The sequence below is a fragment of the Methylobacterium sp. genome (assembly GCF_019745455.1).
In the GTDB taxonomy this organism is placed as follows: Bacteria; Pseudomonadota; Alphaproteobacteria; order Rhizobiales; family Beijerinckiaceae; genus Methylobacterium.
Map to the genome: position 1 here is coordinate 1 of NZ_JAIETD010000014.1, position 12,062 is coordinate 12,062.

At 61.3% G+C, this 12,062-nt stretch carries 9 protein-coding genes and 1 pseudogene; 5 read left to right on the forward strand and 5 right to left on the reverse strand.

The window, feature by feature from the left end:
• The first annotated feature begins 859 nt into the window (after positions 1-859).
• A complete protein-coding gene (locus K2Y56_RS02070) occupies positions 860-1,390 on the forward strand; it encodes a hypothetical protein (RefSeq protein WP_292504412.1) in 531 nt (176 codons plus the stop codon).
• Positions 1,391-1,809: 419 nt separating this feature from the next.
• Here K2Y56_RS02070 and K2Y56_RS02075 read toward each other — a convergent pair whose 3' ends face one another.
• The 4 genes from K2Y56_RS02075 to K2Y56_RS02090 form a co-directional block, all read right to left on the reverse strand.
• Complete coding sequence (locus K2Y56_RS02075) at positions 1,810-5,700, reverse strand: glycosyltransferase (RefSeq protein ID WP_292504414.1); 3,891 nt, start codon at positions 5,698-5,700, stop codon at positions 1,810-1,812.
• A 624-nt stretch (positions 5,701-6,324) separates the two neighbouring features.
• A complete protein-coding gene (locus tag K2Y56_RS02080) occupies positions 6,325-6,594 on the reverse strand; it encodes a PepSY domain-containing protein (RefSeq protein ID WP_292504416.1) in 270 nt (89 codons plus the stop codon).
• Between the two features lie 168 nt (positions 6,595-6,762).
• Complete coding sequence (locus K2Y56_RS02085) at positions 6,763-7,158, reverse strand: hypothetical protein (RefSeq protein ID WP_292504419.1); 396 nt, start codon at positions 7,156-7,158, stop codon at positions 6,763-6,765.
• A gap of 123 nt (positions 7,159-7,281) precedes the next feature.
• Positions 7,282-7,488 carry a hypothetical protein gene (locus K2Y56_RS02090; RefSeq protein ID WP_292504421.1) on the reverse strand — a complete coding sequence of 69 codons (207 nt, stop codon included), beginning with the start codon at positions 7,486-7,488 and terminating at the stop codon, positions 7,282-7,284.
• Positions 7,489-7,621: 133 nt separating this feature from the next.
• Between K2Y56_RS02090 and K2Y56_RS02095 the strand changes: the two genes are divergently transcribed.
• Positions 7,622-8,266: a DUF47 domain-containing protein gene (locus tag K2Y56_RS02095; protein ID WP_292504424.1), complete on the forward strand. Its 645-nt coding sequence runs from the start codon at positions 7,622-7,624 to the stop codon at positions 8,264-8,266.
• Between the two features lie 15 nt (positions 8,267-8,281).
• Positions 8,282-9,289 carry an inorganic phosphate transporter gene (locus K2Y56_RS02100; RefSeq protein ID WP_292504427.1) on the forward strand — a complete coding sequence of 336 codons (1,008 nt, stop codon included), beginning with the start codon at positions 8,282-8,284 and terminating at the stop codon, positions 9,287-9,289.
• Positions 9,290-9,520: 231 nt separating this feature from the next.
• Here K2Y56_RS02100 and K2Y56_RS02105 read toward each other — a convergent pair whose 3' ends face one another.
• Positions 9,521-10,432, reverse strand: coding sequence for a calcium-binding protein (locus K2Y56_RS02105; protein WP_292504430.1), 912 nt, complete (start codon positions 10,430-10,432; stop codon positions 9,521-9,523).
• 319 nt (positions 10,433-10,751) lie between these two features.
• Here K2Y56_RS02105 and K2Y56_RS02110 point away from each other — a divergent pair.
• Together K2Y56_RS02110 and K2Y56_RS02115 are read left to right on the forward strand one after the other, a co-directional pair.
• Positions 10,752-10,973 (forward strand): annotated as a pseudogene (locus K2Y56_RS02110) (IS5/IS1182 family transposase); the annotation flags it as partial.
• Between the two features lie 447 nt (positions 10,974-11,420).
• Positions 11,421-11,993, forward strand: coding sequence for a hypothetical protein (locus tag K2Y56_RS02115; protein ID WP_292504432.1), 573 nt, complete (start codon positions 11,421-11,423; stop codon positions 11,991-11,993).
• The last annotated feature ends 69 nt before the right edge of the window (positions 11,994-12,062 follow it).

A 12,062-nucleotide genomic window follows, 5' to 3' on the forward strand; every position in this document is an offset into this window, starting at 1 on the left:
CAGAGTGTTGCGGTCGACATCACCCAGAGCCCTGAGGCGCGCATGCACCTCGCTGAGATGTCGGAAACGGTGGTGTGCATGCTCACTGAGGCGGGCGAGTTAAATCCGCTGACGAAGAGCATCGAGATCGCCTGATGGGCAAACGGCGAGGCTCATCTCTATCGAGGTGAGCCTCGCCTTGGCCAATATGAGGGATCGGCACGTTCTCGCAAGCGCGTCGTGACCGTCGTCGTGTGAGAGACGCGATCCACTTGGCGCTTGTCTTGAGCCTAATGTTTCCAGACGGCCCACGTAAACGCGACAACACGGCGGCCAGCACTGCGATTCGCGCGGTCCTGACTATGTGCGATCAGCTTAGATCTCACTGTTCTCTCATTGGCCAAGCACCAAACCTATGCAGTAGACGTCGGCTTCGTGCAGGGTTCGTATTAAAACGCTCGGATGTCTGATCAATCCAGTCGAAAAGACCAATTTATCATGATTTATTTAAGCATAAATAATTTTCACCGCGTATGACCTTGCCGCCTTGCGCGGCCAGCAAGCCGCGTTGCCTATTGCTAGTCTTCGAGGTCATGACCCATGCACTTCCTTTGCTCAGGATAAAAAACCTTCGCACCTCAAGTGCGGACAGCAGGACCAAAAGCAGGATCCTTCGTGACTTGCACCGACGCGGTGATCCGAGTGCGAAGTCAGTGCAGATGCGGCCTTAGCCAAAAGGCGTGCAACTTGAGACGCCCCCCCCGGGCGTAATGCTCACATTTGACTTCAACGCGTTTTGAGCGGACCGCGCGGTTCCCCGCTAGCTTCGTCGCTCCTGCAAGGTTGACCCCGATAGCCAGTTCGGGCGAGACCCCGGGGCATGACCTCTGTTCTCCCGATCGTCGCCCGCCAGCTCACCTTCGCCTACAACGAGCCGGAGGACAGGCTGACGCTGCTGGCCGGGGATACGCTAGGTCAGTCAATCCACGTCCTGATGACGCGCCGTCTGACCGAGCGCCTGATCAATGGCCTTGCCCAGCTTCTTGAGCAGTCGAGCCCCCTCGCCCAGACCGCACCGGCGGACTTACGCAACGATATCATCTTGATGGAGCATCAGGATGCGCTGTTTGGTCGGACCGAGCCTGGTCCCGCTGTGACGGATGCCATCGAGCCGGCAAACGCCGCGCCTCCGACGCATCTCATCCTCGCCATCGACGTCGCGGTAATGCCGCAGACGTTCGAGATCGGCCTTCGCGCCGGTGCGGCCTTCCTGATCCGGCTCAGTCTCGATCGGCACAGCGTGCATCGCCTCGTCGAGGCGCTCAGCCAGCGCGCCGAAGCCGCTGGTTGGAACCTCGTCCTCGGCGCGCCCTGGCTAGAGCCCGGCCAGACGCAGATCGTACTCAACTGAGATTGCCGACCGCGCACCCTGCAGGACGGGACAGTGAAGGAGCAGATCAGTTGTCACGACGTCAGGTGTCGCGCGCACGCAGGACCCAGACGATGCCGACCACGGGCAGGATCAAGCCGAACACCATGAAGAAGAGAAGGCTGAAGCTCATATCGGACTGACCATCATTGTTTAAGTTAGCATAGCCGGAGACGCAACAATCGGCAGCATCCCGCAGAAAAGCTGCATAAGCAAATACCTGCAATGCACGACAATCACAGGTGATTTGGCTTATTGCGCTATTTGACGATTGACGAGGCCGCGGCAGTGAGAATCTTTCTGTCAGCAGCGTCCTCAGCCGAGTCCTAGAGCCTTCCGCCTGCATCGCTACCTGCGATGTCAGGCCAGGCAGAATACCAAACTCGGCCAAACTCTGAAACTCAAGGCATTGATTTGATGTCTTTGAGGCGCTGCGCCATCCTCTGACCACTTGCTCGATAACTCAACCGCGACTGTAAATCCCTCTGCCCTCGTAGACCCAAGTCCCGTGCAAAGTCTTGATGATCGTAGAGCTGCCGCATGAGCCGTGCGGCGTCCCTTGTCGAGGGTTCAGCCCATCGCTGACCACGCTGATAGGGCGGCAAATCATGATTTAGGGTGACGAGTCTGTGGTCGCAGAGCAGACTATTGTCATCATTCATGAATTCAAGATTTCCAGAATAGCGCGTCCCGATTGTAGGCCGCCCTAATAACATCGCCTCGGCCATCGTCAGACCAAGTCCCTCGCTTCGATGCAGTGAAACGTAGGCGTCGGACGCCTGAATCAAAGCAAGTGTATCGTGGCGCGAGAATGTTTTGTCGAGGAGAATGACACCCGCTTCCGCAGCCGCCTCTTTCAGAAGTGACATCTGCTCTGGATGTTCGCTTCCAAAGGACGTCTTAATGACGAGCTTGGCTTGATCCTTCGGATCGAAAGCCTTGCGGAACGCGCTGATGAGGCCGAGGGGGTTCTTGCGCGTCATGACGCTTGTCATGTGAAAAATGAAGAGAAATAAGAATTCGTCCTCCGGCAGGCCGAAGTAAGCCCGGGGCCGGGGATCAAAGGTTTCGATTTCCACGCCAGGACACATTACCCGCACCGGCTGCGGATAGGCTCTGCGCAAACCCTCCGCGATGAACTCCGTCGCGGTCCAGATCTCGTCGCACTCGAAGGCAGCCCTGTTCCAATCTGAGGGAATGTCGTCGAGCTCCCAATACCAGTAGCCGATCCGGTAGGTGCGAGGTGAACGTGGCCGCAACCCGGCTCGGCCGTAGGCGTCACTGAAGAGAGGCTGCGGCTGCACGTGAATGATCGTCGTATCGAAGATCTCCGGACCAAGGAACCGATGCGAGATGGGATCGTCGGTGGCAAAGCTCACCGGCACGTCCCGTACGCTGAGAGCGAGACCGTTTGCCCTTAAACCCTCGACCATGCTTTCCGCGGAGATGCGTAGGCCCGACGGATAGGAGAAATGGCCGAGGATATTGACGCCGGGCCGTTCAAGCTCGGCGGCCAGGACCTTCGCATCGCGGCTCGACGCCCATTCCCGGCCCGTGAAGGGAAGGCCGCTCGCACGGCGTGACAGGTAGGTAACGAAATCACGCGCTTCCTCGGGGTCGACGAGGGCGTTGGGGAAGCGCTCGCGCCATGCATCGTTGGCGCTATAGCCAAGGCGCAACTGTTCGAGGTCCGTCATGCCAGCCGGCGTGTACGGGGCGAAGAGCCAGTCTTCGGAGATACCGTAGGTCGCGGCGACCCATTGCACCAATGACACGAAACCGAAGGCGGTTGCGCCGTCTGGCACCGCGTCCTGCCAGGCCGGCGTCAGAGCCCAGGTCATGCAAAGTTCCTCGAGAGGAGCTTCTGCGGCACTCATCAAGAACCACCAGATCTCCTCGCGTGTAAGGATGTCCTCTGCAAAGGCTTCGAAGAGTCGCTGGCAAGCGGTGATCCGTCCGGTTGGCAGCAACGCGAGCGGGGGATCGCTCCGGAGATCCGCATCGTAGAGGAGGCATTGGCGAGCGGGACCGCCTAGGTCCGACTCGAAGGCCGCATCGACCCAGGCAGCCGCCTCTTTGGGAAGTCGCAATAGCGTCAGTCCGTGCGAACGGACCCAATCGGCGAACTCGCCCGCTGCGCCGTCGCGCAAGGCCCGTGGAAAACGGCGACGTAGGTCTGGACGCAGACGAAGGACGGTCAACAGAATGCGGGCGCCCGCACTCGCTCCAGGTGTCAAGGCTGCGGGGTCGAATCTCCACATCACCTCGTCCCACGGCAGGCCCATCGCCGAAGCGACGGCGCCGTCGTCGTAGATATCGAGGGATTTGCCAGCGCCGATGACACTTGCGAGCCGCTCGATGTCGCCACGCATCCCCCCAGAACCAGTCAAGTCCGCTGATTTAAGCTTGGGAACGAAGCTCAGTGTATCCAAAGCTGGGTGATACAGAGGGTCCTGGTCAAAGCCGGTCTCGCGCAGGCGTTTGGCGAACAGGATCTGATCGCTCGACGGGTTGGTGTGCCCGCGCGAGGCCCCCTCATGATGGACGAGCGTCGCGCGGGGTGCATAAACCGTACGGAACCCTGCGCGCGCGACGCTCGTGCACAGCACGATATCGCTGTACGAGATGATGAAGGCCTCGTCGTAGCCGCCGACGAGATCGAAAACGTCGCGATGGACCAACTGGCAGGCGCCGGTCACCGCGGTCCAGTTGCGCTGGACATCGGGCGAGCCGAAGGGTCCCCACTCATCGAGCGGGGCGCGGTGAAAGACGTGGGCGGCCAGGGTGAAGAGCCCCAGCACCACGCCCGCATGCTGGATGCCACCATCAGGGTACAGCAGTTTTGGTCCGGCGATGCCGACCCCAGGCTGCATGATCTGACGCACGAGTTCGTCGAGCCAGTCGCTCTCGACCATCTCGATGTCGTTGTTGAGGAAAAGCAGGAGCTCGCCCCGGGCCGCCCTAGCTCCGAGGTTGCAGGCCCGGGAATAATTGAAGTCTTCGTCGAAAGCGACGACCTGTCCGCCCTGCGCTCGAAGCTCGTCATACAGCTTCAAGACCAAGTCTTCAGTCGAGCCATTGTCGACGACGATGATCTCGATGTTGCGGTAGTCGGTCTTGTCAAAGAGCCCGTCGAGACAGACCCGCAGCAGGTGCGCTCTATCCTTATTGGGGATGATCACCGAGACGAGGGGGCGTTCTTCCAGCGACCAGGTGCTATGGAAGGTGCCGTCCTGGCGTGGCGTGACCGTCGCCACCCGGCCTAGCCGATGCCAATGCTCGGTGAGGATGGCCGTGTAGGCCTGACGGTGCTCCTTGGCTTGGGAGCGGTCCGTCCGGTCGACATGCCGGTGGCAGAGGATCCGTGGCAAGCGGGCGATGTTTCGCGCGTGCCGAGTGACCGCCAGGTTGAGGCTCCACTCCGCAGCGACGCCATCGGCGATCTCCGGCAGGGCTGCTACGGCGACCGACCGCCGGATCGCGGTCAGCCGGCCGAAATAGTTGTAGGCGGCAAGGAGCTCCGGCGACCATCCTGGCTTGAGCACGGGCAAAGGGTCATGCCCGCCCTTGGGCACAACGGCCTCGTCCGAGTACAACACCTCCCGCTCGTGACGCGCCAGGGCCTTAGCGAGCTGCGCGAGGGCATCCTTGGCCAGGACATCGCCGGCTTCCAGGACGATGATGTAATCCGAGGTGGCGAGGTCGATGGCCTCTTGCAGGAACGGCGCGTTTCCCGATGTGACGACGAGGCGTATGTCCGCCTCCCCTCCCCTGTTCTGTCCAAGCAGGTCGAGAACTTGTCGTTGGCGCGGGTCATTGCAGGCAGCGACGACCTCGAAGCCCGTGGTACCCTGGCGGCGAAGGCTAGCAAGTGTGGCCTGCAATGCGATCCGCGGGCCTGCTTGGACAAGAAGACTGAAGCTTGGCGTTCTGTTGCGGTCTGATCTGCGGCGCACGCTGCGCGACGGGCGTGACCCCTTTGCAAAGCCGCGTCCCTCGGCCTTCCCGTGTTTGATGTAGTGAACCAGGGGGTTCATCGGGCTTGTGGCGACATCGGGATTCGCCGTGATGTAGCCACGCGTGTCGAATTCGGGGCTTGTAGCCCGCTGCTCCAGTGCGCCGATCAGAAGATAATGGTCGAGCGGATCATGCCCCGAGCCGGCGACATCTGGATAAATCCGCTGGTACCACTCGGCATCGAAAAGGCCCGACTCGTTGATGATGAGCCGTTCACGCAGTCGCTTGCGATGCCGACGACGACTGGCGCCCACGAGAAAAATTTTGCTCATCATGACGTCGTGTAAATTCCTGCCTACCGGAGTCGAGGCGCAGCGCGTTCGGCGGTCCCGCTCTGAACGTGGAGAGGTGACAACCATCGGCGAGCGGACATCTTTGGCGCGTTACACCAGACGCGATACACCAGAACGGTCGTCATTCCCTCACGTCTGGACCGCGGAGGCGCTGATGGACCGGCCGCAGCGCGCGTCTTGTTCGACCATGAGGCAGACGGTGGCAAGAATGTGGAGGGCCGCCGCTGTGATCCGGCAGGCCCCATAGCCCTTATTGAGACGGCGAAAGCACCTCAATTAAGCAGGGCAGGAGCACGACGCTGCGCTCTGCCGGCGAGGGCTTGGCGACCTCTGGCTCGATGCCGTGCTGGTCGGCAGCTTTTCACGCTTCTCGCGAAGAACCGTCGGGCCGCAGCCGCCCCTTCCATGCTCGTCGACGGCTATCCATGTGGACACGTTTGAGCAACAGCGCCTCCGACCATCATCTTCGCCACCGCAATGGTTGCAAGCAGACTGGAACCAGGTCGGCGGCTTAGCAACGGATCGCCGGGGGCGCCGGGATGCTGAGGCTCAGCCGCAACGGAGACCTGGGTGCGAAGCACTCAGGCCTCGTCACGGCCGCAGCCGCTAGTCCGCCTTGCGATCCGTGATCTCGTAGGTCTTGTCCTTCAGCCGAAGGTCGAACTTCTTGCCATCCTTCGCAATGGCATCGTCCACCTCCCAGTGGCCGGCATCCTCCAACTCGATGCTCTCCCAGGCCGTAAAACCCTGATCCGTGAGCACCTTCTCAATGGCTTTACGCTCTTCACCCGTTGGTGCTCGGTCCGCCAATGCTGGGATCGTCCCGAGCAAGGTCATTCCCGCGATCACGGCAAGTGAATGGACTGCGTTTGTCATGGCCAAGCTCCTATAAAGTCACAGATAGACCTTGGCACATAAGGCTGATTCATTGATCTTTAAAGACCGGGATAAAATGGCAAACGAAGTTGCTTGATGATCCCGAATGATAGTCAGAGAGCGAGTGCCGTCCTCACAATCAAGCCAGTGCTACGCTGCCCTGGGGATCTATGGATCACCGGCTGCAAACACGCTTGTGAGCGAGGCCAGCCGTTCGTTGTCACTGAGAGGTCGGCCATCGATCCATATGGCCTCGATGACCACGTTCGCGCTGCTTGAGAAGCTACCCAGGTAGACGACCTTGATCGGTCCCTGGCTGCCCGGTCGGCTGCAGCGGATCGTGATCTCGTGAAGGCGTGCACCGGACGCATCGCACTGAAATCCCAGGTCGCCGAGTTTCGTCAGGAGCGTTCGGGTCGCGCCAAGCTGATGACTGACCTGAGCATGTCTCAGCACGATCATCGATGCCGGCGCCACGAGCTTTTCATGCTCGCTCCAAGGCCTGGCGCAGACCGCCTGACTGCTGATGAGGACCAGGCTCCCCAATGCTGTCAGAAGCCGCATGGCAGACCTTAATTCCTTTCCTCGTTCGTCAGTCCTGGTCGTCGACACCACGGCGTTCCGGCAGATTCCTCCACGAGGTCAGCTCAATCTGGCATTCAACACGCGCTTGGCACCAAGGCTCCCTCACAGTTGCCGGACATCGTTGGGCTTGAGCTCGAGCACTCGGGCCGTGCGTTTGGAGAGGCTGCCGGCGAGTTCGATCCTGGCGCTTGGTCCTGCTAAGGCACGCACCTCCTCCATGGCGTCCTGCACCCTGCGCTTCACGACCCCGTAGATCGTGGGCTCAGACGTCTCGTCATCCGTGCTCGTGGCGGCGATGATGAACGTCACATACCGGTTCGGCGCTTTTCTTGGCATCTACCACTCATGTTGCCATGCCGGCTAAATAGCGCCAAGCCGAAGGGGAACTTTGAGCGTTGCCAATCGCTTGCGGATCAACGCTCGACGATGGGGAACGTGAACGATGATGGGCTGGTTTCGGGCGCTGATGCCGAAGGAGGAGCGCTTCTTCGACCTGTTCGCCCGGCACTCGCAGACCCTCGTAGCCGGCGCCGATGCGCTTGAGAAGCTCCTCCAAGGCGGTGATGGGGTCCCGCACTACTGCCGCATCATCGTGGAGCGCGAACAGGAGGCGGACGACATCACGCGCGACGTCCTCTTGGCCGTGCGTCGCAGCTTCATCACGCCCTTCGACCGCGGGGACATCAAGGACCTGATCCAGTCGATGGATGACGCCATCGACCAGATGCAGAAGACCGTCAAAAGCATCACGCTCTATGAGGTCGGCAGCTTCGATCCCCTCATGCGGGAGATGGCCGGCACCATCGTCGAGGCTGCGCGGCTGACCGCGGAAGCCATCCCGCTCCTGAGCGCGGTCGGCACCCACGCAACCCGTCTCTCCGCCCTGACCGAGGAGATCACGCGCGTCGAGGGTCGCTCGGATGAGCTTCACGATCAGGGCTTGAAGGCTCTCTACCGGGAGCACGGCCGGTCGAACCCGATGGCCTACATCATCGGAAAGGAGATCTACGGGCACCTGGAGAGCGTCGTCGATCGCTTCGAGGACGTGGCCAACGAGATCAGCGGCATCGTCATCGAGAACGTGTGAAGGCGCTCAACGCAGATGACGACCGTAACCCTGGCGCTGCCGCTGCTCATTGGTCTGATCGCCATCGCGCTGCTCTTCGACTTTCTGAACGGCCTGCACGATGCCGCGAACTCGATCGCCACGATCGTCTCGACCCGCGTGCTTCGGCCGAGCTACGCCGTCATGTGGGCGGCCTTCTTCAACTTCATCGCCTTCCTGTTCTTCGGACTGCATGTCGCCCAGACGCTCGGCACCGGGATCGTCAACGCCAACGTCATCGATCCGAGCGTGATCTTCAGCGCGCTCATCGGAGCGATCTCCTGGAACGTTGCGACCTGGATCCTCGGCATCCCCTCCAGTAGCTCGCACGCGCTGATCGGAGGCTTGGTTGGCGCGGCCGCGGCCAAGGCGGGCTTCGACGTCGTGGTATGGGGAGGGCTCTCGAAGACGGTGTCGGCGATCTTCCTCTCGCCGCTGACCGGCTTCGTCCTGGCTCTCGTCCTCGTCCTCATCGTGTCGTGGCTCTGCGTGCGCGCGACGCCGTTTGCCGTCGACAGTACCTTCCGCTGGCTGCAGTTCGTCTCGGCTTCGCTCTACTCGCTGGGTCACGGCGGCAACGATGCGCAGAAGACCATGGGGATCATCGCGGTGCTCCTCTACTCGCAGGGTCTGCTCGGCAGCGAGTTCTACGTGCCGTTCTGGGTCGTGCTCTCGTGTCAGGCAGCGATGGCCCTGGGCACGCTGTTTGGAGGCTGGCGCATCGTGCACACGATGGGCTCGAAGATCACCCGGCTGAACCCGATGCAGGGCTTCTGTGCCGAGACGGGCGGAGCCATCACCCTGTTTGCGGCGACGTGGCTCGGCGTCCCGGTCTCGACGACACATACGATTACCGGAGCGATCATCGGGGTTGGCGCCGCGCGCCGAACCTCGGCGGTGCGGTGGGGGATTGCGGGCAACATCGTCGTCGCCTGGGTGGTCACGCTGCCGGCAGCGGCCCTGATCGCTGCCGCCTGCTATGGTCTGACGACCCTCTTCGTTTGAGCCATCAAGCGCCTGTCAGCAACCATCCCGGATCGAAGCGCCGTCTGTTCACTCTCGCGTAAGCCTCATCGCTGGCATCGTCAGCGGCGAAAATGTTGCACAGACGCAAAATTTGCTCGCCTGAATTTCGACGTCTGATGGATGACCTGCGTGGCCGGGTGCTGATTGTCTCAAGCACCCGAAGCCCAGATCTCGGGTTATGACGAGATCTGGGATTGATGCTGCTGGTGATCAGGTTTCGAAGACGGCACGCCCTTCGGCAGCGCCGAATTCGAGATAGTGCCGCAGTGGGCTGATGCCGGCTTCCGCGACGTCGGGATTGGCCGCGAGATAGGCGTTCGTATCGAACTCGTCAGAGGGGTTGCGTCCCTCCTTCCAGCCGAATTTGCTGTAATGCTCCAGAGGGTTGATCCCGGCGGCGCGCACATCCGCGTAGGCTTCGAGATAGTCCTCCGTCTCGAAGAAGGCGTTCGGATCGCGGCCCTCTCGCCACCCATGGGTGGCAAAGTGCATCTCGGGATCCATCCCGGACTCGATGACATCCAAGTTGCGGCTCAGGTAGTGGAGATCGTCGACGAGGGCGTTCCCGTCATTCTGCCTCACGATGAGTTCGCCGAACACGAAGGTCTCGACGTTGACGGTCTGGACCGTCAGGTCGCCTACCCCGCCGCCTGCATCATCGTCGTCATCATCGTCGTCATCGCCGGCCATCTGGGTGGGAGCGTCGTCGTCGTCATCGTCATCGCCGGCCGCGACGTCATCGTCGTCCTCATCCTCGTCATCGTCGTCGTCGCGGATCGAGGAGATCGTCGCCACGTTGCCCGTCGAGACCACGCGCAGATCGTCCAGCTCGGCGCCGACATCCAGGATGTCGATCCCGGCCTCGCCGTCGAAGAAGAAGTTCGCGTTGACCGCGTTCAGGGTGTCGTTGCCGGCGCCGCCTCGAAACACGCCGTTCCCGAAGGTCACGTTCAGCGCGTCGTTCCCGCTTCCCGTCACGACGGTCACCTGATTGGGGTCGTCGTCATCGCCGATGACGTTGAACAGGTCGTCGCCGCCATTGCCGAGAATCAGGATCTCCTCGCCTTCCTCCTCGATCGTCACGATCTCCGTTGCCGGCGTACCGTTGAACACCTCGTCCACGACGTTTCTCCTTCAGAGCGGCTTCTTGTTGTCCCTAGACTTTGCCGTTCGAAGAGTACCGGCGAGACCTTCACCTGTTAAGGACGTATTCTACCCGGATCACATTGCCGGATGCTCCCGAACCGGCTTTGCGCCGTCAGATTGATCCGGACTGCAACTTGGCTCTCGCCCCGCCGCGAGACGCAGTGGCGGCACGGCACCGGCCCCTCGCTTGGCCCCCGCGACCTCACTGGCTTCTGGCCTCGGCGATGAGGCCCTCGCTATCCTTGGCCCAACAGAGCACAGGCAAGGGGAACCGCGCCGTTTCGCAGGCTTCAGTTGCGCCATCAGGACCCGCTTCATGCCTGCCAAAGAGCGACGGGTGACGCGCTAGGGATACGAGGCGGTCCTGGAAGCCCTACCGCATCGGCTCGATAAGGACCCTCACCCGATGCGCACGCGTCGGCAGATGGTCGAGCACGTGTTCGAGACGACCAGGGGCCGGATGAGGGCAACCCATTTCAGGATGCGCAGACTGAAGAACGTGTCCACCGAGATGAGCTCCGCAGACGGAGACGCTGGCTGATCGGCGGCCCGCTCCGACTAGCGAGGCGGCGAAGCGGATGTCGACTCGAACCGGTGGAAGCGCGCGTTGAAGGACGAGTTACGCGGTTGGCTACTTTAAGTTTGCTGTGAACCGGCTGAGCGCGTCGGTACGCCATTTCCAGAACAGGAGGGCGGGAACCGGGAGCATGATCGCAAAGAAGATCCAATCGAACATCTGCGGCATGGTTGGGCCCTTCCGTTTGGTGACGCCCCTCGTCTACCGCCTCCGCAAAGCAATGTTCCCGCAGTCTCAGATCGCCAATGCGGGAGGTACTCAACCCACGACCAGCGGCAAGCCTGCAGAGCTCAAAGCAATCTTAACCAAGCCCAAGATCTCACTGGCAGCCGTAACCCAGCCTTTAACACTCGCGGTCACTTCTCCGGTTAGTTGGAGAATTGACCCATGAAGCCGAGCCAGAAGTTTCGCCTTGTGACCCGGAGTGATTTCGATGGTCTCGTTTGCGGCATGCTGTTGCGGGAGCTTGATCTGATCGACGAGATCAAGTTCGTTCACCCCAAGGACATGCAAGACGGCATCGTGCCGATCACCGGACGCGATATCATCACGAACTTGCCTTACGTCGAAGGGTGCCATCTCGCCTTCGACCATCATTCGAGCGAAGGCGAGCGCAACGCTGGGCGGAACTTCCCCAACCACGTCATCGACGTCACGGCACCTTCGGCGGCCCGAGTCGTGTATCGGCATTACGGCGCCTCGGCCTTCCCGCTGATCAGCGACGAGCTGATGGCCGCCGTCGACAAGGCCGACGCGGCGCAGTTCAGCCGCGAGGAGATCCTCGACCCGCAAGGATGGGTCCTGCTCAACTTCCTCATGGATTCACGGACCGGTCTCGGCCGATTCCGCGACTTCCGCATCTCGAACTACGAACTCATGATGCAGCTGATCGAGCGCTGCCGCGATCACACCATCGAGGAGATCTTGGCTCTGCCCGACGTCAAGGAGCGCGTCTGTTGATTTCCGTTGAGAGTTGACCCGGCGGAGCCCGAAGTTTCCATCGAGAAGTGACCCGTGTCTGAACCCACC